The sequence below is a fragment of the Paenibacillus sp. FW101-FHT12H11 genome (assembly GCF_058790355.1).
Genome location: NZ_JBYTCO010000017.1, coordinates 48,774 through 71,541 on the forward strand (window position 1 = coordinate 48,774; position 22,768 = coordinate 71,541).

General features: G+C 48.3%; 23 protein-coding genes, 1 tRNA gene and 2 riboswitches. Of the genes, 6 read left to right on the plus strand and 18 right to left on the minus strand.

Features of this window, described 5'->3' with window-relative positions; genetic code table 11:
• Positions 1-46: 46 nt before the first annotated feature.
• The 11 genes from glyA to AC3WTJ_RS35740 all read right to left on the minus strand — a co-directional run bounded on the left by glyA (position 47) and on the right by AC3WTJ_RS35740 (position 10,193).
• The gene (glyA, locus tag AC3WTJ_RS35690) at positions 47-1,297 is read right to left on the minus strand and encodes a serine hydroxymethyltransferase (protein WP_157318570.1); all 1,251 of its coding nucleotides are present in this window, start codon (positions 1,295-1,297) and stop codon (positions 47-49) included.
• A gap of 42 nt (positions 1,298-1,339) precedes the next feature.
• The gene (locus AC3WTJ_RS35695) at positions 1,340-1,945 is read right to left on the minus strand and encodes a TIGR01440 family protein (RefSeq protein ID WP_492526340.1); all 606 of its coding nucleotides are present in this window, start codon (positions 1,943-1,945) and stop codon (positions 1,340-1,342) included.
• A gap of 11 nt (positions 1,946-1,956) precedes the next feature.
• Positions 1,957-2,415 (minus strand): ribose 5-phosphate isomerase B, encoded by a 459-nt coding sequence (rpiB, locus tag AC3WTJ_RS35700; RefSeq protein WP_157318572.1) that lies wholly within the window; start codon positions 2,413-2,415, stop codon positions 1,957-1,959.
• Positions 2,416-2,518: 103 nt separating this feature from the next.
• A riboswitch (ZMP/ZTP riboswitch) is annotated at positions 2,519-2,599 on the minus strand.
• Between the two features lie 57 nt (positions 2,600-2,656).
• Positions 2,657-3,259 (minus strand): low molecular weight protein arginine phosphatase, encoded by a 603-nt coding sequence (locus AC3WTJ_RS35705; protein WP_407870088.1) that lies wholly within the window; start codon positions 3,257-3,259, stop codon positions 2,657-2,659.
• Positions 3,260-3,413: 154 nt separating this feature from the next.
• Positions 3,414-3,974, minus strand: coding sequence for a manganese efflux pump MntP (locus AC3WTJ_RS35710; protein WP_492526343.1), 561 nt, complete (start codon positions 3,972-3,974; stop codon positions 3,414-3,416).
• A gap of 64 nt (positions 3,975-4,038) precedes the next feature.
• Complete coding sequence (locus tag AC3WTJ_RS35715; protein WP_492526373.1) at positions 4,039-5,109, minus strand: L-threonylcarbamoyladenylate synthase; 1,071 nt, start codon at positions 5,107-5,109, stop codon at positions 4,039-4,041.
• A 31-nt stretch (positions 5,110-5,140) separates the two neighbouring features.
• Positions 5,141-5,884, minus strand: a complete 744-nt coding sequence (gene spoIIR, locus AC3WTJ_RS35720; RefSeq protein ID WP_492526345.1) for a stage II sporulation protein R — start codon at positions 5,882-5,884, stop codon at positions 5,141-5,143.
• Positions 5,885-6,265: 381 nt separating this feature from the next.
• Complete coding sequence (gene prmC, locus AC3WTJ_RS35725; protein ID WP_492526375.1) at positions 6,266-7,153, minus strand: peptide chain release factor N(5)-glutamine methyltransferase; 888 nt, start codon at positions 7,151-7,153, stop codon at positions 6,266-6,268.
• On the minus strand, positions 7,153-8,229 hold the full coding sequence (gene prfA / locus AC3WTJ_RS35730) for a peptide chain release factor 1 (protein WP_157318575.1): 1,077 nt from the start codon (positions 8,227-8,229) through the stop codon (positions 7,153-7,155). Before prfA ends, prmC begins: the two co-directional genes overlap by 1 nt.
• Before the next feature lie 32 nt (positions 8,230-8,261).
• Entirely contained in the window at positions 8,262-9,362 is a 1,101-nt protein-coding gene (gene ychF / locus AC3WTJ_RS35735) for a redox-regulated ATPase YchF (protein ID WP_492526347.1), read from the minus strand.
• Between the two features lie 78 nt (positions 9,363-9,440).
• Entirely contained in the window at positions 9,441-10,193 is a 753-nt protein-coding gene (locus AC3WTJ_RS35740; RefSeq protein WP_492526349.1) for a PilZ domain-containing protein, read from the minus strand.
• An 82-nt stretch (positions 10,194-10,275) separates the two neighbouring features.
• Positions 10,276-10,363: riboswitch (cyclic di-GMP riboswitch) on the minus strand.
• Positions 10,364-10,617: 254 nt separating this feature from the next.
• On the opposite strand from AC3WTJ_RS35740, the gene tadA reads away from it, so the two are divergent.
• Positions 10,618-11,109 (plus strand): tRNA adenosine(34) deaminase TadA, encoded by a 492-nt coding sequence (gene tadA / locus AC3WTJ_RS35745; protein WP_492526351.1) that lies wholly within the window; start codon positions 10,618-10,620, stop codon positions 11,107-11,109.
• Positions 11,110-11,480: 371 nt separating this feature from the next.
• A tRNA-Arg gene (locus tag AC3WTJ_RS35750) sits at positions 11,481-11,554 on the plus strand.
• A gap of 593 nt (positions 11,555-12,147) precedes the next feature.
• On the opposite strand, the gene AC3WTJ_RS35755 is transcribed toward AC3WTJ_RS35750, so the two are convergent.
• The 4 genes from AC3WTJ_RS35755 to AC3WTJ_RS35770 form a co-directional block, all read right to left on the minus strand.
• The gene (locus AC3WTJ_RS35755; protein WP_492526353.1) at positions 12,148-14,496 is read right to left on the minus strand and encodes a helix-turn-helix domain-containing protein; all 2,349 of its coding nucleotides are present in this window, start codon (positions 14,494-14,496) and stop codon (positions 12,148-12,150) included.
• A 75-nt stretch (positions 14,497-14,571) separates the two neighbouring features.
• On the minus strand, positions 14,572-16,098 hold the full coding sequence (locus tag AC3WTJ_RS35760) for an extracellular solute-binding protein (RefSeq protein ID WP_492526355.1): 1,527 nt from the start codon (positions 16,096-16,098) through the stop codon (positions 14,572-14,574).
• A 34-nt stretch (positions 16,099-16,132) separates the two neighbouring features.
• Entirely contained in the window at positions 16,133-17,035 is a 903-nt protein-coding gene (locus tag AC3WTJ_RS35765) for a carbohydrate ABC transporter permease (RefSeq protein WP_407870078.1), read from the minus strand.
• 21 nt (positions 17,036-17,056) lie between these two features.
• Complete coding sequence (locus AC3WTJ_RS35770; RefSeq protein WP_281282262.1) at positions 17,057-17,977, minus strand: ABC transporter permease; 921 nt, start codon at positions 17,975-17,977, stop codon at positions 17,057-17,059.
• 250 nt (positions 17,978-18,227) lie between these two features.
• On the opposite strand from AC3WTJ_RS35770, the gene AC3WTJ_RS35775 reads away from it, so the two are divergent.
• From AC3WTJ_RS35775 to AC3WTJ_RS35790, 4 genes are all read left to right on the plus strand, one after another.
• Positions 18,228-19,436, plus strand: a complete 1,209-nt coding sequence (locus AC3WTJ_RS35775) for an MFS transporter (RefSeq protein WP_492526358.1) — start codon at positions 18,228-18,230, stop codon at positions 19,434-19,436.
• 132 nt (positions 19,437-19,568) lie between these two features.
• Positions 19,569-20,108 (plus strand): sigma-70 family RNA polymerase sigma factor, encoded by a 540-nt coding sequence (locus AC3WTJ_RS35780; protein ID WP_407870076.1) that lies wholly within the window; start codon positions 19,569-19,571, stop codon positions 20,106-20,108.
• Positions 20,105-20,539 (plus strand): anti-sigma factor, encoded by a 435-nt coding sequence (locus AC3WTJ_RS35785; RefSeq protein WP_492526360.1) that lies wholly within the window; start codon positions 20,105-20,107, stop codon positions 20,537-20,539. Before AC3WTJ_RS35780 ends, AC3WTJ_RS35785 begins: the two co-directional genes overlap by 4 nt.
• Before the next feature lie 24 nt (positions 20,540-20,563).
• Positions 20,564-21,781 (plus strand): hypothetical protein, encoded by a 1,218-nt coding sequence (locus tag AC3WTJ_RS35790; protein ID WP_492526362.1) that lies wholly within the window; start codon positions 20,564-20,566, stop codon positions 21,779-21,781.
• A gap of 251 nt (positions 21,782-22,032) precedes the next feature.
• Here the strand turns inward: AC3WTJ_RS35790 and AC3WTJ_RS35795 are convergent, their stop codons facing one another.
• Genes AC3WTJ_RS35795 through AC3WTJ_RS35805 form a run of 3 tightly spaced genes read right to left on the minus strand, consistent with a single transcriptional unit; the run spans position 22,033 to position 22,741 of the window.
• A complete protein-coding gene (locus AC3WTJ_RS35795) occupies positions 22,033-22,197 on the minus strand; it encodes a small acid-soluble spore protein P (protein WP_379174283.1) in 165 nt (54 codons plus the stop codon).
• 31 nt (positions 22,198-22,228) lie between these two features.
• Entirely contained in the window at positions 22,229-22,375 is a 147-nt protein-coding gene (locus AC3WTJ_RS35800; RefSeq protein WP_181646577.1) for a hypothetical protein, read from the minus strand.
• A 21-nt stretch (positions 22,376-22,396) separates the two neighbouring features.
• Positions 22,397-22,741, minus strand: coding sequence for a hypothetical protein (locus AC3WTJ_RS35805; protein ID WP_127453470.1), 345 nt, complete (start codon positions 22,739-22,741; stop codon positions 22,397-22,399).
• Positions 22,742-22,768 lie beyond the last annotated feature (27 nt).

The following is a 22,768-nucleotide window of genomic DNA, read 5'->3' on the forward strand; positions in this document are numbered from 1 at the left end:
TCAAAAGGTCATTAACGACCCTTTGAGGCAGCCCTTTCTATTTTGATTAGTAAGTTAAACCTGCGTACAACGGATATTGCGCCGTCAAATCTTTCACCATGCCGCGAGCTTTCTCAAGAACAGCCTCATCTTTCGGGCTTTTCAATGTAATTGCAATCACTTTCGCGATTGTTTGCATCGCTTCTACGCCCATGCCGCGGGATGTTACAGCCGGTGTGCCCAAACGGATACCGCTTGTGATGAACGGGCTTGTTGGGTCGAAAGGAATCGCGTTTTTGTTCGCTGTGATACCAATCTCGTCAAGTACGTGCTCAGCATCTTTACCTGTGATGTTCAGGTTGCGCAGATCAACCAGCATCAAGTGGTTATCTGTACCGCCGGAAACAAGGTTAATGCCTTCAGCTGTCAGTGCAGTCGCCAATGCTTGCGCGTTGTCGATGACGTTTTGACCGTAAGTTTTGAATTCCGGTTGCAGAGCTTCACCGAAGGAAACGGCTTTTGCAGCAATCGTATGCATCAAAGGACCGCCTTGGGAACCAGGGAATACAGCTTTATCAATCGCAGCTGCCCAAGCTTTGCGCGTAAGAATCATACCGCCGCGAGGACCGCGAAGCGTTTTGTGCGTTGTAGTTGTAACGAAATGTGCATGCGGCACTGGGTTCGGGTGCAAACCAGCAGCAACTAGACCGGCAATATGCGCCATGTCAACGAAGAACAATGCGCCTACATCGTTAGCGATGGATGCTAGTGCTTCGAAATCAATCGTGCGCGGGTAAGCACTTGCGCCAGCAACTAACATGCGAGGCTTATGTTTGAAAGCCGCTTTACGAACATCGTCGTAGTCGATACGGAAGTCTTTTTCACTTACACCGTAAGCCACGAAATTGTAAAGAATACCGGAAGCATTAACAGGGCTGCCGTGTGTTAAGTGACCACCGTGTGCCAGGTTCATACCCAGAACAGTGTCACCAGGGTTTAGAGCTGCCAAGTAAACAGCCATATTCGCTTGTGCACCAGAGTGCGGTTGAACGTTCGCATGTTCAGCTCCGAAAAGCTCTTTCGCGCGGTCGCGAGCGATATCTTCTACGATGTCTACGTATTCGCAGCCGCCGTAGTATCTTTTGCCCGGGTAACCTTCTGCGTATTTGTTAGTCAGTACTGTACCCATCGCTTCAAGCACAGCTTGGCTGACGATGTTCTCAGAAGCGATAAGCTCAATTTTGTCGCGTTGACGACCAAGTTCTAGATTCATAGCTTCTACGATTTTCGGATCTTGTTTACTTAGAAAGTTTGTCATATGGAATTCCTCCTAAAAGATAATTTATATCTATAAGTTAACCTAGCAATCCGCATCTGGCGCGGCTTGCTGATAGAGCTGCTCGGCAGCCTCAGGTGTGTAGACAGCTCTTGTTCCACCAATCAATTTAGGCCGTGTAAAGGCCATGGTTACATAAGCATGACCCATATTCCGCACGGGCGGCCGTGCAGGCACAGCAACCCGCCGCAAATGCATCCCGATCAGCGTACTGCCAATATCGATTCCGGCATGCGCTTGAATCGTCTCGACGACTATAGGCTTCGCGAAGTGGCGGTACGCGTAGGAGGCCATTGAACCTCCGGCTTTTGGCACAGGAATAACCGACACTGGCTCAAGCTGAGGGGAGATCGCGAAAAGATCTTCCTCAATGACAAGCGCGCGGTTCAAATGTTCGCAGCACTGAAAAGCCAAGTGCAAACCGAACTCGCGGCTAATGCGCTGCGCCGTTTCAAAAATCGGCCGAGCTGCATCCAACGTCCCCGACGTCCCAATCCGATGACCGAGAATCTCACTCGTGCTTGTACCAATGACCAGAATGTGACCTGGCCGTAGATTGCCCACCTTTACCAACTCGCGAAGATTTGCTTCCAAATCTTCTGCAATCGTGTGAAGTATGGAATTTGTCATGGTGGCCACCCTTATGGATGAATCGCGAAGCGATCTTCGATGCTTTGCACCTTGTTAATGCGGTTCTGGTGACGGACACCTTGGGAAAACTCTGTTTCCAGCCAAATTTTCACGATTTCCTCGGCAACACCCGGTCCGATGACACGCTCGCCTAAAGCAAGTACATTCGTATCATTGTGCTCCCGTGTGGCTTTAGCAGAAAATAGATCATGAACCAGCGCGCAACGGATGCCTGGAACCTTATTCGCAGCGATCGACATCCCGATGCCTGTTCCACAGATCAGAATTCCCTTGTCGGCTTCCCCGGAAACCACATCTTCGCAAACCTTGAGTGCATAATCCGGATAATCAACGGAATCTGCACAGCTGCATCCATAATCTATGACCTGATGGCCCAAGGATTCAATAAAAGGAATAATAACATCTTTCAAACGATAGCCTGCATGATCCGCACCTAACGCAATTTTCATGGATAGAACGCTCCTTTGCTTGTTCGAATTCGACCCTTCTATTATATCCCAAAGTCCACCAGAAAACGAAAAAAAGAGCGGACACGCTAGAAATAGCGCGTTGCTCTTTTGCCCAGGCGACCGGCCGTATAGCTCAATGCTCCATTGTGGTTACTCCCACTCGTCGCCAGTTACATTGAGTCTTGCTTGATGAATCCATCTTATCGCATTATGCACGAGGTGTAAAGATGTCTTTCGCAAATCATTTCCCAGACTGCGAATCCTCTTTCCGCTCGCGCAGCTTCTTAACCAATTTATCTAAACTCCCGCTGATTTCATTCGCTGTTTGCCGGTAAACCTCTATAGGGCCTCCGAACGGGTCAGAAATATCATAATCCGGGATGGCATCTTCCAACAGATAAATCCGATTTCGTTCTTCAACGGTTACTGTTTGTGAAAGAGCCTGCTTAAGCTGAAGCTCCGTGACCAACTTCTCTCTCTCCTCAATCGCTTGAAGGATGCGCTGATCGTCCTCTACATATTCTTTGAGTGTAAAAATCTTATCTATCGCGCCCGGATACCGCTGGATAACCGAACGTTTATGCCCCATCGTCATCGTTAAAATGAGATCTGCCCACTTCACTTCAGACTCCTGTATCGCTAATGAACGAATAGGCTCTTTGAACCCTGCCTCTTGCAGCAGCGTTGCACTATTTCGGGAGATCGGAGCGCCCGTCATCGCGGATACGCCAGCTGAACGAACTTCTGCCGCAAGTCCTTCTTGGTGCACCCTGATACGCAGCAAACCTTCGGCTAATGGACTGCGGCACGTATTTCCTGTACAGACAAATAGAATTCGCAACATGAGAACCTCCTTAGAGTTTTGCGTAGCAAAACTTTCTTCGTAAGCATGGGCCTGAGTTTTGCGTAGTAAAACTTTCTCGTAAGCATGGGCTGAATTTTGCGGTAACAAAACTTTCTTCATAAACATAGGCAGAGCCTGCTCCGCCTCTATTGTATCATAGCAAAAACTTGATCCCAAACGCGAGCAGAATTAGCCCGCCAAACGCTTCTCCATACTCGCCAACCCAGCCGTTCACCCGTCTGCCAACCAATAAACCAGCTACGGATAGCAGCGCGCCGAACAAACCAAATACAAGCACGGTTAGCAGGATATCCGTCGCAAACATGCCTAAGGATACACCTACTGAAAACGAATCTATGCTTACACTAAGCGCAAAAATCGTCAGACCCCATAAAGATCTATGATCAAAAGAGGTTGCTTCTTCTCCACGGATCGAACTATACACCATATGGGAGCCTAAAAGAATGAGCAAACATCCGCCCGCAGCAGTGGCCACATTGCCAAGCAGAAGCGAAACATATTGTCCCATAAATATGCCCATTAACGGCATAATGATATGAAAAATACCGATCACCGTGCTTATTTTTAAAATATCCAACAAGCGAATCCCCTTCATGCCGATACCGATTCCTAAGGAAAAAGCATCCAAACCCAAGGCTATCGCCATGATGAAGATGGTGATAAGCTGCCCAAATTCAACGCCAGTTACGAGCATAAGTGCTGTCCCCCTTGTCCGCTTTCTTAACCAAGATATGCGGACAAACAGGGAATCATGCTAGCTAAACACGTACAAGCCGGTGACCGGCTGCCTTGCGCAGACGGTTCATAATGGCCTGACCAATCCCCGTTTCCGGGCAGCCTTCTGCAGCAATGTACTGAATCCCTTGCTGATCAAATTGCCTTAATGCTGCGTACAGCCCCTGAGCAATCTTATCCGGTTCCGCTAACGAGCCGCAGGCAATGACCAAATCAGCTTCATATAGAGAAGCCCTTTCCTCAAAAGTAAGGATCCCCGTCGATTCCCCCCGCTCCTTAGCGGCTTGAATGTCGCGCTGAATCCATTCAGCCACTGCTTCAGAATTGTCTCCAGATACAATATGCATGTATCCTTTTGGCGCATAATGCGTATACTTCATCCCCGGAGCACGAGGCGTTTCTGAAACTTGCACATCTTCCCGCTCAGGCTCATGAATTCGAATAGCCGGCAGGGCGGACTGCAACTGCTCTGCCGTAACGCCGCCTGGACGCAAAATATACAGCTCACCATCTGCAAGCTGAATCACCGTCGACTCAACACCGACCCCCGTGCCGCCGCCATCCACTATCCCACCGATTCGACCGTCCAGATCTTCTCGCACATGTGACGCCAGCGTTGGACTCGGTCTGCCAGAACTATTGGCGCTTGGGGCTGCTATAGGAAGCGCTGCTTTTCGAAGTAGCTCCAAGGCCACAGGATGATCAGGTATACGAATGCCAACCGTAGTAAGACCGGCCGTCACCAACGGCGAAATGCCGCCTGTTTTTACAGGCAGCACGATTGTAAGAGGGCCAGGCCAGAAAGCCTCCATAAGCCTATGATGGTCAGGCGTGACACTATCAGGCTCAATGAGATCTGAGAGCTGCTTCGTATCCGCAATGTGGACGATCAACGGATTATCCGACGGTCGTCCTTTAGCTGAGAAAATACGCTTTACCGCTGTGGTATTCGTAGCATCAGCACCAAGCCCGTATACCGTTTCCGTAGGGAAAGCTACGGTGTCCCCGCCCCGCAAAAGCGCTGCGGCATCTGATAATTCTTCACCCCTGTTACCAACCCTATCCGGGTCTACTTTCCAGTACTTTGTCACGATCTATCATCCTTACTTCCAAAATGAAATCAAGTTAACTAAACCATGAAACGATTTTTTTGGTCATTTCCCAGAAGAAAAACTTGACTTTAGGTTGCGTGTCTTCAGTCGCATCAGCCATAACAGGCTGCACGTCCGTACTTGCTTTCTGCTTGACCGTTGGCTGGGCCACTTTACTGTCTTTTGCCGTAGGTGCAGGTGTAGACGAAGTTTTCAATTTGTCTTGGCCTTCTGTTTTCGCTACAACAGCGGCGGTTGCCACCGCTTCTCCTGAAACAGAATCTACAAAGCAAAGCGGTGGAAACAACACGCACCACCAATTCTGGCCTTCCCCGCTGCCAATCGTTACACGAAGCGCCTCATAGTCACCTGCAGGGTAAACTTCATTCCCGTACATTTTCGTAGGAAAAGGGACTTTGCCAAGTTCAACCGTATGTGTGTAGCTGTAGCCACGAGCTTCAATCATTTGTCCGACAAGCTCATCGAACTCCGGTAAATGAGCCAATACTACCGCTCTTGCTTCATCCAAGGAATGCGGGCCAACAACCCAACCCTGCATACGCTCAATAATCGCATCGCGAATTTCGCGTTTCAGTGCTTGATCCTGCGCCGAATCCGAGTTTGCTAGAATACGCAGGCGAATAGATTCTTCCGGTATGGTAGGCGAAATAACCGCCGCATTCGTACGATTGGATTCCCAACTAGTTATCATAACAATAAGTGCAAAAGCCACGAATAATAAGTGCTTGAATGAATGGCGATCCGTTCTTTTTACCATGAGGAAAAGCCCCTTTCCCTTCGCTTCTACTAGCCAGTATAGGCAAAAAGAGGAGAGGCTAAACCTAGCAATCTATTTAAATTTGGTAGATTTGATAGAGTTGGGATTCTGTTAACTGACAATTAACAAATTCACGCTCAGGCCTATCTTTAGCGGAACCAGAGAACGCTATTTTGGGAAAAACGGGCTGTTTCCCTCTCTGAACGGAACTATAGGGTCTTATTTAATCCCTATGGAGCGTCAATCGAGCGAAACCGGCAAAATAGCGGACTGTAGTTCCTGTACCAGGGTGGAAAATGCAACTTTAATGGAGAATAGCGGACCATTGTTCCCTTACCCAATATCAAGATTAACGCCACCACTGGATACAAAAACAAGCCCCTACTGTTCCCGCGGCCGGATCGCGATCACGTGGCGATCAATCCCCTGCAGATCCGGCACGAACCGGATCTCTCCCCAATCGGCGGCGGCGCGCAGCATCGCCGCCACAGCCTCCGCCTGCCCGATGCCGACCTCGAACCCGACCACGGTCGGGATTCGCGGCAGCAGCGGCAGCTGCGCAACCATCCGGCGGTACAGGTCGAGTCCCTCGACACCGCCGAACAAAGCCGTGTGCGGCTCGAACAGCCGCACCTCCGGCATCAGCGCCGGGAGCTCGCCATCAGGGATATACGGTGGGTTAGACACCAGTATATCCGGAGCGATCCGGCGCTCAATATAAGGCTCGAGGAGGTCGCCCTCGAGCCACTCCACCCGCGCAGCCACGCCATGGCGCTGCGCGTTCGTGCGGGCCATCTCCAGCGCTGCCGCGGAGATGTCGCTGGCCGCCACGCGCCAGTCTGGGCGCGCGTGAGCCACCGTCACCGGGATGATACCGCTCCCGGTACCAACATCCGCAAGGAGCGGAGCGCCTTGCGGGAACAGACGCGAGCCCTCGCGGAGCAAAGCCTCCACGAGCAGCTCCGTCTCCGGCCGCGGAATCAGCACGGCCGGGCTAACGGCAAACGTAAGGCCGTAGAAATCCTGCTCGCCGATTACATACTGTACCGGCTCACCCGCGGCCTTCCTCTCTACTAGCTGGCGCCAAGCGGCCTCCAGCTCGGCAGGAAACTGTTCCTGGAAGCGGAACAGCAGCTCAGTTCGACTGCAGCCCAATAGGTGCTGCAGCAACAGCTCCACACAGGAAGCCGCCTCCGCTACGCCCAGCTTCCCTAAAAAAGAAGAAGCCTCTACATAGGCTTCTCTAATCGTCTTCGAGGCAGTCGGCATCACATTGCCTGCTCCCCATTATCCAAAGCATCCGACTGGGCGGCAATCGTTAGCGCCGACACGATTTCTCCCATGTCACCGTTAAGCACTGTATCTAGTCGGTGAAGCGTCAAACCAATCCGGTGATCCGTAATCCGGCTTTGCGGGAAGTTATACGTGCGAATGCGCTCCGAACGGTCACCTGTACCGACTTTGCTTTTACGCTCGCCTGAGTATTTCGCTTCCTCTTCCTCTCGAATCTTATCGGAAATTCGTGCACGCAGTACGCGAAGCGCTTGCTCCTTATTGGAGTTTTGCGATTTGCCGTCCTGACATGTTGCCACAATGCCCGTAGGCACGTGAGTCACGCGAACCGCTGATTTCGTCGTATTAACGGACTGACCGCCCGCTCCGCTCGAACAGAATGTATCTACGCGAATATCCGCGTCATTAATAACGATCTCAACTTCTTCCGCCTCAGGCATCACTACAACTGTTGAAGTGGAGGTATGAATACGTCCGCCTGATTCTGTTACTGGAATACGCTGCACACGGTGCGCTCCGCTCTCAAACTTCAGCTTACTAAAAGCGCCTTTTCCTGTAATCATGAAAATAATCTCTTTGAATCCGCCCAAATCGTTCACGGAAGCATCGAGAATTTCCGTTCTCCATCCTTGCGCGTCCGCATAGCGGGTATACATACGATAAAGGTCGCCTGCGAATAACGCAGCTTCATCGCCGCCTGCTGCTCCACGAATTTCAACGATGACGTTCTTGTCGTCATTCGGGTCTTTTGGCATCATGAGGATTCTGAGTTGTTCTTCCAGATTAGCCGATTGCTCGCTAAGCTCTTCGATCTCCATTTTCACCATTTCACGCATTTCATCATCCAGCTTCTCGTTCTGCATCGCTTTCGCGTCTGCCAGCTGCTCGCTCACGCTCTTATATTCATTATAAGCATCGTAGGCTTCCTGAAGATCGGATTGTTCCTTCGAATACTCTCTAAGCTTCTTCGTGTCACTCGTCACATCCGGGTCACACAGCAGCTCACTTAATTTATCATAGCGGTCCACAATGGACTGAAGTCGATCCAACATAACGGATCACTCCTTTCTTTATTTTTTATTCCTTAAACATTAAATCGGAAATGCATAACGTCGCCGTCATTCACTACGTACTCTTTACCTTCCAGACGCACTTGCCCTTTTTCTTTCGCGCCATTCATGGAACCCGCCGTTACCAAATCCGTATAAGACACAACCTCGGCGCGAATAAATCCACGCTCGAAATCGGTATGAATCACACCGGCCGCTTGAGGAGCTTTCGTTCCTTTGCGGATCGTCCAAGCTCTTACTTCCTGCACCCCAGCTGTAAAATACGTATACAAGCCAAGTTTGCGATAAGCTGCTTTAATCAATCTATTCAAGCCGGACTCTTGAAGTCCCAACTCTTCGAGGAACATTGCTTTTTCTTCATCTTCGAGCTCAGCAATCTCGGATTCCACCTTCGCGCTGATCGAAACAACTTCGTTGTTTTCTTTCGCCGCGTATTCCTGAACGATTTTAACAAATGGATTCTCATCCGCTGTTGATACTTCGTCTTCGCTCACATTGGCCGCATAAAGAACCGGCTTCATGGTCAACAGGTGAAGGTCGCGAACAAGCAGCTTCTCATCGTCGCTCAAATCGATGCTACGCGCTGGCAGATCGTTGTAAAGAGCTTCCTTGATGCGTTCCAAACACTCAACCTCAGCAACAACTTTCTTGTCGCCGCCTTTCAGGTTCTTGCGGGAGCGCTCGATTTTTTTCTCAACCGACTCAATGTCAGCCAAAATCAATTCAAGATTAATCGTCTCGATATCGCCAATCGGATCTACTTTACCGGAGACGTGCGTAATATTATCATCCTCAAAACAACGGACAACATGCACAATGGCATCCACTTCACGAATGTGCGACAAAAATTTATTTCCAAGCCCTTCGCCTTTGCTCGCGCCCTTCACCAAACCCGCAATATCAACGAATTCGAAGGCTGTCGGAACAATGCTCTTAGGGACAATCATCTCTACCAGCTTGTGCAATCTCTCGTCCGGTACTTCAACTACCCCAACATTCGGATCTATCGTACAGAACGGATAGTTTGCAGATTCTGCCCCCGCCTGTGTAATTGCATTAAACAATGTCGATTTTCCTACGTTCGGTAGACCGACGATACCTGCTTTCAAAGCCATCGTAGTTACAACTCCTTAATTTTCGAAAATCATCCTTCTTATTATATAGTACTTGGAACGCAAAAAAAAGCCTGTAGGCTACTGATTAGCCGCAGACTTTTTTTCCAGTGCTTTTTTTGTTTCAATTTCCCGCTTCTGGACGAAGTACGTTTCAATCTGATTTTTTATAATAAATCCGCGCAGCGCGTTCGTTTTCTCATCCGGGATGCTGACAAAACTAGCACCGTAATAGTAGCCGTCATTCGTTTTTTCTTGCCGAACAATTTCCATTGTACATGGCACCAAAAAGCCCAAAATCAACTCCACTTCCAGTTGAGAGTTCTTTTGAATGACTTTTTCAAGCATAGCATTTTCACTGATCGTAAATCCTAAACCATTAATAGATAGATTTTTGATAGAGAATCGAATCGGTGTATCAAAATGATGTTTGAGCTTCTTGTTTCTATCCTGGAGCGCGAAAAGAAGCCCTTCATTCTTCACATCTACGCGAGGGAACTCCCGCTTTTCCGTGAACTTCCTGCGGTTTTCAGGGGGATTCAGAACAATCAACGAACCCTGCTCCTTGGCCACAACCACCGTATCCATAACAAACAGCCCGGATTTCGTATATACCGTCATTTTACACTTATCTCCCAGCGCAAAAACATGGTACTCCGGCAGCTCCACTTCAATGATGTCACCTAGTGCATAGGTCAACACGCCGGTGGCTACGAAATCTTCCTTGCTCAGCATCGCCTTGCTGTCAATCATTACATCAGCGTCGTACCCTTCTTTGCTGCCGTAAAACTTAGCAGATTTTTGTTTGCTGTTGCTAACCACTTTGTTGATCACCCCTCCCCGCGTTCCCTATAAAAAAATAGACTGCCCCTGCTTTGGGGACAGCCTATTACCTCAACCTGAAAAAGCATCGATTTTCGGTAACCAGGCTGTCGTAGTTCCATAGGAACCGTAGACCCTCGGCTTTGCGTCCTTACCTTTCGGTAAGTTTGCCATTATCGAACCTTGCAAATGATTTGTCATGCTTTGTCGTACAATATCGTGCTATATGGTCTAAAAGACCTACGTTATCTCTCATTATACGGATGGATTTCCCTATTATCAACTAAATCTCTTGCATACATCTGGTATTTGTTGTATGAATGTTAGAAGAATTAAATATCCACAACTTTTCGAGTTATACACATTGTTATCCACAGGTTGTTAACAACGAATACTTGTTCGATCCTTTGTTCACATGTGGATAAGATTATTTTTAGTGAGGTGTCCCCCTGTGGATGAATATAATGAATATAATGAACATATCCCGTGGATGAAAGCGGCCATAGAAGAAGCGCGTAAAGCCGAAGCCATTCGAGAGGTCCCGATTGGTGCCGTTGTTGTCTATCAAGGGGAAATTATCGGCCGCGGCTACAATCTTCGTGAAACGACGCTGGATCCGCTTGCTCACGCTGAGATGATTGCTATTAAGCAGGCCAGCGAGCATCTGCAAGCGTGGCGCTTGCTTGACTGCAAGCTTTACGTCACGCTGGAGCCTTGCCCCATGTGTGCCGGCGCGATTGTTCAAGCGCGCGTTCCGCAGGTGATCTACGGCACAACCGATCCCAAGGCCGGCTGCGCGGGAACGTTGATGAACTTGCTGCAGGAGGACCGGTTCAATCACCGGGTCGATGTGGTCAGCGGCGTGCTGCAAGAGGAGTGCGCGACGATGTTGACGCAGTTTTTCCGCAAGCTGCGCGGGAAGGAATAGCGCGTTAGCTCTGGCTTTGGCTTTGGACTTTGCCGTTGGCCGCTAGGCTGAGTGCGGTCTAGCTTCGCAAGCGGTCGCCTCGCATTGATATGCGAAAGGGAACTATGATCCCCTAATCGCCGGATCTTAAGTAATTTAGCGAGGAAGTGGGGACTGTGATCCGCTATTTTAGCATTTCTAGCCAAATTCTTGGTTAATTAGGCAAAATAGAGCCCATTTCCGTCTGTACCCTGGAAGTGTACGTTTTGGCTTAAATAACGTCCTGTAGCTCCCCATCGCACGATGCAGTTAGCTAATTTCAACTACAAGTTAAATCTTGCCACTCAAAGGTTGCGCCATATAAGGCTTCGTGCTATCATAATCTTTGCCATGCGCCCGTAGCTCAGCAGGATAGAGCAACAGTTTCCTAAACTGTAGGCCGGATGTTCGAATCATCTCGGGCGCGTATACAACCAAACGCCAGTTAACGGTATAATCCGTTGGCTGGCGTTTTTTTTCTGCCATCGTTTTTTTCTGCCATCTTGTATCGTAGCAGGCACATCCTCGGCTTGAAGCTCTGTTGATTGCCAACTGTAATATTTCTCGAAAATTCCTGCAAAAATTCAATTTTTTCTACCTATCCACATGTTAATAGACTTCCTGCCCACTGAGAAAAAAATCAGCATTATCAACATCAGCACAAGTAAGAGGTTTTTGAAGGTTATTAACAACGAAAAAGAGGGAGGGTTATCCCCAATTTGGTAGGGAGGTGCACTGAGCAGTAGTACTCAGGAAAAACATGCGCTGTGTTGTACTTTTTGCAACAAAAAGACGGAGGTTCGGCCTCAATTCGCAGTTTTGTTGTACTTTGTGCAATGCTTCGGAGAGGGAGGGACGGTATTAACCCAATAAAGGCCAAAATGAGTGTACATCATACAATGAAGATGACGATTCCGAGGTAAAACCGCCTTCAGTATTGTATAAAGTACAACATAGGGCGGGGCGGCATCTCAGCGCAAAAAAAAGAGCCCACCGCATCAAAAAGCGGCAGGCCCCTCCCTATTTCATCCGGTCCCGATACTGTCCCGGCGTCATGTTCTCATATTTCCGAAAAAGACGGATAAAATACGATGGCTGATACCCAATCTGCTCGGCAATCTCGTTGACCTTTAAATCAGACTCGAGGAGCAGTTTCTTGGCTTTATCCATCCGCAGGGTGATCAAATAGTCGATGAAATTCACGCCATTGATTTGCTTGAATGCTTTACTTAGCGCATAGGTCGTTGTATTAAAAGCGTCCGCACATTCCTCTAGGGAGATGTCGCTGTTCATAAAACGCTCCTGAATCCGATCCGTAACGCGCTCCACCAGGCGCTTCATGTGGATGTCCTGGTATTCATTCAGCCCTTCAATATAAGGTGAGATTACCTTCGTCTGGAAAAAGCGGACCATCTGCTCGGGTTCCCTAAGCTGATTCAACTGTTCGTACAAGTTGTAGCCCTCGAAGAAATGATGCGGATTAAAGCCTGACTCCAGCATAGTATGCAGCATACTGCCCAGTACCTGCATGGCTCCTTCCTGGAGGATCTTCTCTTTACTCGACTGGCGCACAAGCTCATGAACGAAGCTCTCGATCAAGCTCAGCGACTGCTCGCTTTGACCCATTCGAATGGCTTGCATGAGCTCTTTTTCCAAGGCAAATGGATAATGCACATCGTCATTGGTGCTCGGCAGCATCTCTTCCAAATCAAGCACTTGATGGTCAGCTTTCAAATCCCGATAGCGGATAGAGCTGCGCAAAAATACTAAAAGCTGCGGCAAATCCTGCACGTTAGCTGTTAAACGGCCCATGCAGACGGTGGTCTGCATTTTAAGAAGGGAGCTAATGGTTTGCGCCAAATCACTCGCTAACAGATACAGCTCATCCTTGGCCTGCTGTTTCGTCCGATCCATGGGATAAGAGAGCAGAATGCCTACGGTCATATCCTGGAAGTTCATAATCTCCGCATTTGGGGTTTGCGTATTTACGATCTCTTGCGCGATATTCGCTGCCGCGAAGGTTGCCAGTTGTTCCTCATTTTCCAGGAACCGGCCATCTTCTTTGGCAAATCCGCTAATCTTCACCAGCAGCAGAACGAACCACTGGGACTCCGTCTGCCAGTCGAAGCTCTCCATCCGCCCTCTTAGCTCTGTCTCGCTAAGGGAGTAAAAGTGTCCTTGCACCAACTGCAAGAGGAACGCGGACCTTAGAGCAGGATAGGCCTTATCAAGCTTGGATTCCAGCACCCTGCTCTCCTGACTTAAATGCCGCCACTCCTGTTCAATAAAGGCAAGGTCATCCCCTTGGCTCTCCTGAGTGGGCTTATAATCCTTAATCACATTCACGAGCCGCACAATCGGTTGATAAATTCGCTTGGAAGCTACCCACGAGAGCAGAACAGCCAAGAGAAGCCCTATTCCCCCTATACTGAGCATACTTCTAGACATAAACTCCACAGGGGCCGTCAATTGCGATAAGGAGGTTGCCGTTACGAACTTCCACAATGTTCCGGAACGGAAGAACTGGCCGAAAGCAACGGAGTAGGACTGTCCGTTACGGTCCAGGATGTAAGAGCCTATTTCTTCCGACCGTCCGTTGACACTTTCCCTGACCGCAGCTTCTAATTGGGCATGTTCTTCATTTCCATTACTTGGGGAGACGATTATATGTCCATCCTTACTCATAAGAAACGCGGCGCCATTGGGGTCTGTGGCCATTTCTTCAACCATTTCTACCAACTTATCGCGATTCAAATACAAAATAAGGGCCCCATACGGCTCTCCTACGCTTGGCAGCTTCTCGATTAGCGCAATGGAAGTGGACTCAGGCTTCCCGTTTCCCTTAGGCAAGGACTCCCACCAGAACACCCCTCGCTCTTGCTTCATTAACGTGTGGAAAATATCCCTCTCCAGCTCATTACGAATCGGAACAATCCCCTCGCTATCCGAAATAATGACGGGATCTTCTCGGTCCAAATATAGCTGCGCTTGGTCAATTAAAGGATACGCTCCCTTCATGAGACCCAGGAAACGATATAGATTCTGCGTTGTGTTGTATTCATCCTTGAGATTCATATCCGCAATTCTGGCATCCATCCTGCTATCCAGAGACCACTGCGTAGCGGCCAGCTCGAGCTGAGCCAGGTTATCATTCATACGATCCATCGTTTTCTTCAGCAGTGTATCATGGTTGCGCATAATCTCTTTCTCAATATGAGCGCGTCCCGTAATATACGAAGTGTACCCGATGATGGCTGTAGGCAAGCTGGTAATGCACAACACCAAGATCAAGCTTCTGCGATAAAAATTCCCCCTGCCGGAACGTTGTGTCCACCAGTACCAGCTCTGCCTCCATCGACTCCACATCATCTGTCCCTCTTTCATCCAATGCCGAAATCCCCCGCGACTGCCGCAATTTTTTGGCGTCGGGGGGGCGGTATTTATTTATTTCGCGCTATTGCGTTTTTGATAAGCAGCGTTCATTTCTTCTGTGATTTTGACCATATCCGGATCTGTCTTCAACTTAGCTACATAGCTGTCCCATGCGCTGAGCGATTCTTTCCCCATAATGACCTTCGTCTTCATGTCTTGAATTTTCTTTCTTAGCTCCGTACCGACCTTTTGGTTCGTATCGGAATTTAGACCTAACGAAGGGTCGCCCGTACTGATTTTCACTTTTTCATCAATGATTTTTCTGTTGCGCTCCAAGTAATCGTTCGGCATACCTGTACGGTAAGCACGCAGGTACTTGTCATATTTCAAGAAAATTTGACCTAGCGCTTGTTGGGCTACAATATCTTTCTTTGCTTGCTCTGTCGGTGTCTTGATGCCGTCTTTCTCTGTGTAGTGGACATCTTTCAGACCAAAGCTTGCCAGATCATAACCTTCTTGCGTAGCGCCGTAATCCATGAATTTCAACAATTGCTTCACTTTCGCTTCTGGCACAGATTTCGGAATCGCGTACATACCGAAGAATCCGCTGTCTTTGTTCGAATAGCCATTTAACGAAACTAGTGGGATAAAGTCTGCTTTCGGGTTCGTTTTACGCAGTTCTTCCGTCGGTTCCCATGCAGCTTCAGCTGTATCCTGGAAGCCTCCGCCGCGGTTCGCTTTCAGCAGGTCTTTAGCTTGTGTATTTTTGAGTACCGCGATATCCTCAGGAATCAATTTCTCTTGGTAGGCACGGTTCATCCAAGTCAGTGCGTCCTTCACTTCGGGCAGCACGTTTACATTGATCAGCTTACCGTCTACAAGCTTCCAATCGCCGTTTACTTTCGTGAAGCTGTTCTGCAGCTGCGTCATGTAGGACATGCCATTTTGGTCGACGAAGCCGATGAAACCGATCGTGTCATTTTTTCCGTTGCCGTCCGGATCTTTCTCAACAAAAGCTTTTAATACTGTGTAGAGCTCGTCCGTGGTTTTCGGAATTTCTAAATGTAACGTATCCAGCCAATCCTTACGCAGGTAAGGGAATCCACCGCCATCCGTAGGACGGGCACGCGGGATACCATACGTTTTACCGTCAGCTTGCTTGGTATTCTCCCATGATTCCTTCGGATATTCCATCAAGTTCGGATAGTCCTTCAGCATCGGTGTAAGTTCCCAGAATGCGCCTTGAGCGACCATGCCGCGTACTTGAGCACTGAATGGATCATCTAGCAAGATCAGATCAGGAATATCGCCTGAAGCTAGTGTTACATTGATTTTATCGCCATAGTTGTTTGGTGAAACCCAAGTGATTTTGAGCTTTGTGTTCGTTTTCTTTTCGATTTCTTTGACGATGACATTGTCCGGCCCTGGAGGCTCCGGCGTGTAATACATTGTCATGATGCTAATCTCAGTTGGCTTGCCGGACGCTGCTTGTCCCGCACTGGCAGCCGGTGCGCTCTCTTTGCTTCCACATGCAGCTAGCACAGAGGAAACGAGAAGGGTGGATGCTACTACGCTTATTGCTTTCTTGTTCATAACCATTATTGTACAACCTCCCCAAATGTTCATCAATTATCTATTCTTTAACCGAACCTACCATTGCACCTTTGGCAAAGTGTTTTTGCAGGAACGGGTACACCAACAAAATCGGAATGGTCGCAATAACAACTGCCGCCATCTTGAGCGTTTCCGGAGGAATCCGCTGCTCGGACATCATTTCAGCTGCGGCGCCGCCGCCTGCTGCCGTTGAAGCGTCAATCAACATATTTTGGAGTAAGACTTGAAGCGGCTGCTTCGTGAAATCATTGATATAGAGAAGTGCTGTGAAGAAGGTGTTCCAGTATGCTACCGCGTAAAACAGCCCGAAAGCAGCAAGTGAAGGCAGCGACAGCGGCAAAATAATGCGATACCAGACGCTGATATCATTACAGCCGTCGATACGCGCCGATTCCTCCAGACTAGCCGGAATGCTGTCGAAGAAACCTTTCATCAGCAGCACATACCAGCCGCTTGTTAGAACCGGCAGGATGAGCGACCACGTGCTGTTAATCATGTGCAGGTCTCTCACCAGCAAATAAGGGGGAATGATCCCCGGATTAAACAGGGTCGTTAACAGAATGAGCAGCATGATGAACTTGCGTCCCTGAAGCCTTTTACGAGAAATCGCATAAGACAGACAGGATGTTACCAGCAAGCTAAGCACTGTCCCAACTACAGCTAGGAATACGCTGTTTCCTATAGCATGTAGAAAGGCATCGGTCGACATCAGGTATTTGTAAGAGGCCAAACTCCATTTAGCAGGAAGCAGCTTAAACTCGCTCGAAATGTAGCTGGACGGATCACTAAACGAAACAACAAACACGTAATAGAGCGGGAAGAATGTAATAATCCCCATTATTCCTAGCAGGATGGCGTTCACCGCGTTAAAGACGCGATCGCCTTTGGAAGCAATATTTGTAGATACATGTTCAGCTGACATCAAGGATTCCTCCTTCCCTTTCTAGTAAACGCCGTCTTCGCCAAATTTTTTGGCCAATTTATTGGCTCCAATGACCAGCAGCAAGCCGACAACTGATTTGAACAATCCAACTGCGGTACTGTAACTGAATTGACCTTGCTTCACACCAAGCCTGTACACATACGTATCGAATACGTCCGCTACCTCGGATACCGCCCCATTCATCATCAAGAAGACCTGCTCGAAGCCGACATCCATGATATGGCCGATCCTTAGAATGAGAAGAATGATAATAACGGAACGAATACCTGGCAAAGTGATGTGCCACATTTGGCGGAACCGGCCGGCGCCGTCCATCTTGCCCGCTTCATATAATTGAGGATCAATGCTCGCCATCGACGCAAGGAAGATGATCGTGCCCCATCCGGCATCTTTCCAGATGGACTGCGCCGTCAGCATGCCCCAGAAATAGTTTTTATTCGTTAAAAAGTCGATTTTACCAAAGCCCAGAGCAACCAGCATTTGATTGATAGCCCCATCTCCTGTTGAGAACAGCAGGAAAGTGATTCCTACGATAATGACCCACGATAAAAAGTGAGGCAAATAGACAATTGATTGAATGATTTTCTTATAAACCATATGGCGCACTTCATTCAGCATTAGGGATAATAGAATCGGCAGCGGAAAGAAGAGCACTAAGGATAAGACGTTAATTGCCAGCGTATTTCGGAAGAGTGTGAAGAAATCCGGATTGGAGAAGAACCTTTGAAAGTGCTCCAGTCCCACCCACGGGCTCCCCGACATGCCTTGATAGGGTGAATAGTTTTGAAAGGATATGACGATTCCCCACATAGGCACATATTTGAAAATAAGGAAGTAGAGCAGCCCCGGAAGCGCTAACACATATAAAAATTTGTCCCGAGCGATGCCTGACCAGACTTGTTTCAATCGACTCGCGCCCACTTGTATTCCTCCATTCTCGTTGTAATGATATCAGCAGGCAGCTACTTGCCAGCGACAAGATTCAATGTACAGGGTGCTCCCGTTTCCTACAATCATCCATTTTTGTGCCCTTGATATAGCAGGAAATCTAGGTTTTTCTAAGCAATTTCCACCGGTTGCTTTATTTTGCAAACAACCAATCATAGCCTTGCCCTAGTCGATGTTCTATAATAAAACAGTAATTAGATCAGGTCTGAAAGGAGCTATCCCCGTGTCGATTAACAAAATCCCAAGCTCTTATCGCATTCCATTGTTTTGCGCAGTCACCTTGTTGTTCTGGATGTCCATGTATACGAGCGTTCCCATCATGGCGCCTTATGTGGAATTCCTTGGCGGGAACCACCAACTGGCGGGATGGATCGTTGGCATGTATGGGATTTCCCAAATGCTGCTGCGTATACCGGTAGGCATCATGTCGGATCGCTTTCATAAACGAAAGCTTTTTATTACGTTTGGGCTGTTTTTTACAGCCATTGGGGGACTTGGACTTTGGATTACCCACGATTTCACGTGGATTCTAATTCTCCGAGCGCTAGCGGGGGCGGCCGCGGCAACGTGGGTCGACTTCACGGTCTTATTTACGAGCTACTATAAGCATGAAGAGTCGACGAAAGCGATCGGCACGATCTCTTTTTTCAACTCCTTAGGGCAAGTGCTCGGCATTCTTTCCGCGGGATGGGCGGCAGATTCGCTCGGCTGGGAGGCGGCTTTTATTCTAGGAGCTCTGCTGGGGGTGCTCGGGTTCATCGGTTCTTTCTTTTTGATCGAAAAAATAGAGCCTGATGCGCCTAAAATCACGATGCGTGCCATCGGAAATGTGGCGGCGGACCGTACGCTTCTCTTCGTGTCTTTACTCGCTATTTTGTCGCAGGTGCTCATCTTCGCAACCGTTTTCGGGTTCACTCCCGTTTATGCCACTTCACTTGGCGCCGATAAATTCTCTTTATCGCTCCTCTCTTTATTCGCCAATGTGCCGGTTGCGCTAGCTTCCTTATTTGGCGGGCGGAAATGGGCAGCGAAATATGGCGAGAAGCGAATGGTTGTTTGGGGCTTCATTCTCATGGGGGTCTTTACATTTACCATCCCTTTTACGCATCATTTATGGGTGCTTATGGTTACCCAGGCTTTCGCCGGCTTTGGTCGGGGGCTTTCCTTCACCCTATTGATGGGAATGAGCATTAAACATATGCCAGCGGAGAAGCGGGCAACGGCAATGGGATTTTTCCAAGCGATCTATGGATTAGGGATGTTCGTTGGCCCTGTGCTGATGGGTGTTATCGGCGATTGGTTCTCTTTGAATCAGGGCTTTATCGTCCTTGGTATCCTTGGTGTATTCAGTGCCCTTCTATCTCAATGGTTCGTAAGAGTCACGCCTAAGATTCCAGCCGTCCAGTCAAGCGGATCTACCGCGGCGCTTTAACCGTTAATAAGCGAATCTACTCGATTCGCTCTTTTTTTTTGAGTAAAGTGCAGGGTTATCCTGGTCGCCTTCGTCTATTTATGCGGAGAGGAGGAGAAGCACATTCAGGAACAAGAGCTTGTAACACGCATATTGAATGGTGATGAGGCGGCTTTCCGAGAGCTTGTTGCGACTTATCGTCAATACTTGTTCCAGACGATCTACGCCATTGTACGCCATACGAAAGATGCCGAGGATTTATCGCAGGACGTCTGGTCCCGAATCTATTTCTCCCTCCCTCAGTACCAGATGAAAGGACTCAAAACGTGGATGACCCGCATAGCAGTGAATCGGGCCATTGATTTTAAACGGTCGGCTAGCAGGCGAAGGGAAGAAATGACGTCAGAGATGGAAATTCCGATGCAAGCGGTCCAAACCGCAGGAACCTCATCTTTCTCTTCAAATGGCGTGGAACATGAAGTGTTGATGAAGGAGACCACAGAGCTGGTCCGTCAAAAGCTCCACCAAATCCCCGCCAATTACCATGAAGTACTAACGGCCTATTATATTCAACATCAGTCTTATCAAGATATAGCGAATGCCCACGGGGTAACGGTAAAAACGATCGAGTCGAAGCTGTATAGGGCCAAGCAGTGGCTCCGTAACAACTGGAAGGAGGAGGATTTCATGTGAAACACTACGATGAACATGCTTGGGGGCTATATCTCAATCAGCAGCTGCCACCCCATGAAATCAGCGAAATGGAGCATCACTTATACCGATGCGATGAATGTTTGGATCGGTATATGATCTGTATGGAGCAAATGACTATGATATTGCCCGTATTGGAAAAGGATGAACGAACATTCGTAGATGCCGTGCTTGCACGAACGTTGGGAACCAAGCGATCCTGGTATCACTCAACGATGCTGCATTACGGAATTGCCGCGGCTGCTACACTCATTTTAGTCGCTACAGGCTTTTTCCACGGATTATCACAGGAATTGGGGCCTCGAGGCGCACTTCAGCCCGCTCCTCCTCCAGAAATGAAAATGGATCAACCGATATCGGACCGATTGCTAAATAAAACATTAACCTGGCTGGATACACTGCAAAATAAATAAGCCACAAGGAGGTCTATACACTTCATGCCTAACAAAAGCAGCATCGCCGCATTCCTGTTGTCCTTCATCCCCGGAGCGGGTCATCTCTATATGAATCGAGTCGTACGCGCAATTTTATATGGAGCAGGATTCTTTGGCCCCTTATTTCTCATGTTCGTTGGTGCAGCGTTCTTTCACGTGCGTGATGATGGTATTCTCACTTCGCTTTTCCTGTTCGCATTATTCGTTGCTGTCATCAATATGATTGATATGATCGTCTACCTGCTGCGCTACCAACCCTATCCCGGTCCGCAATACGGGACGCAATATGGACCGCATGGATCACCCTACGGAGCTGAAACACCTTATGACCACGCGCCAGCATGGGAGCCTAATCCTTACGCTGTTCACGCTGCCTCGCAGCAAGAAAGAACGAGAGTTATGCTGCTTTCCTTCATCCCCGGGCTGGGTCATTTCCAGCTGGGTCTCATGCAGCGCGGGTTAACCGCTATGGTTTCGTTCTTCGGGGTTGCTGTTCTCGTCTTTTTCATCACGATGATGACCAATAACAATAGCTTCGTTGCTTTTCTGCTAGCTATGCCCGTCTTGTGGTTTTACACCATGTTCGATGCACTGAAGCAGCAGGAGCGTAAGCAAGATGGCCTGCCGCTTATTGACCGCAGCCTTTTTGACGACTTTCACTTCGGCGATGATTCTGGGCGCAAGAACCGAACATTAGCAACGATTATCGCTATTTTCCCAGGTGCAGCTCACTTGTATCTCTCCATGAATAAACGGGGCATTCAATTGATGGCGATCTTCTTGTTCTCCATTTATGTGCTGGATGTGCTGCGCTTGTCCCTTTTCTTCTTTTTGATTCCGATTCTGTGGTTTTTCAGCTTCTTCGATGGCTTACAGAGTATCTCCAAGTATGAGAACGGTACACTGGTAGATAAACCTATCGTTGAAAACTGGTCAGCGTATCACCGCTCCATCGGATTCGTACTTATCCTTCTTGGAGGCTACTATGTATTCAAAGAAGTCATTGTCCAGTTCCTGTATCAGGTATTCCCCCATGCGAATTACATGTACTGGCTGAACAACTTCGGTCAAACGTTAATCGTAGCTGTGATTCTGATCGGCGGCGGCATTAAATTATTGCTGTATCGAAAAACGCGGCCTGTTCATTCTAAAGAACAGCATACGGACTCAGATCCTTCGCAGGTTTACTTAGAAATAAACGAAAAAAAGAACCCTTTTTAGGGGTTCTTTTTTTGTCGGTGTTTTTTGATTTCTTTTAAACTTGTTACACGTAAACCTTTAGGAAAATCTGCTTATAAAACACGGTAAGTGTCTTTGGCACATCCCCTCCAGCCTGATTATAACAGGTATGAAAGTCCTCTATGCAACGGTTTTTGTTTCGCGGAATGCTCCAACGGAACCACACCTCTCTGCTCACCGACAAATATAGTATGTCCGGTTTATCGAACTTTAATCATGCTTATTTAAAAAGATTAATGACCGTGGCCGGCGCCTTCCCCATGGCCATTATTTCTGGAATGATTACGGTTTTTCACCTTTTTCGACCCTGAAAGGGGCTCTTGTTGCTTTTGTCGCTGGCTGTTGCCGCTCGACTGATTCTGGGATGTATCCGTTACACCATAGGCATCTGATTTCATAGAGATCATTCCCTCCTAGTTAATCTGCAATTTATTCTTGATGATTCAATGCATCTTGATGTCTGCGATCATTCACTTGCTGCTGCTGTTGCTGCCTATTGTGGCTGTTTACAGCATCGGTTCGGAAATCTTTGTCTACATTTTGCAAATTTTTATCCCGCGTTTTTTGCTTCGTCATGAGTGAACTCCCCTCCCCATTTTAATGGTGTGTGACTCTATGGAGCGCTTGTGCGCATTCATGAATGTGACGAACATAGTCGTCCACTAGATTTTGCACAACATCACCTGTTTCATCGATGTGCATGGTGCCTTGTTGGACATCCATCAGCTCCACTTTAACCTCTCTAGCATCCACGTAGTTGACTTTAAAATCGAAATTGTAGCCCGTATGTCCACCAGCCTCAATATGAACCCTAACGGTCTGAGGATCGGCTTCATCGGCCCATACACGCGCCTGATCTGTAGGCTGCAGGGTAGTAGGCAGGACATTACTCCACTCTTGTACCAATTCCGTTTGATCAATTGTCAGCTTATCATAGCTCATAGGTAACACCTCCACATGTTTAAAATG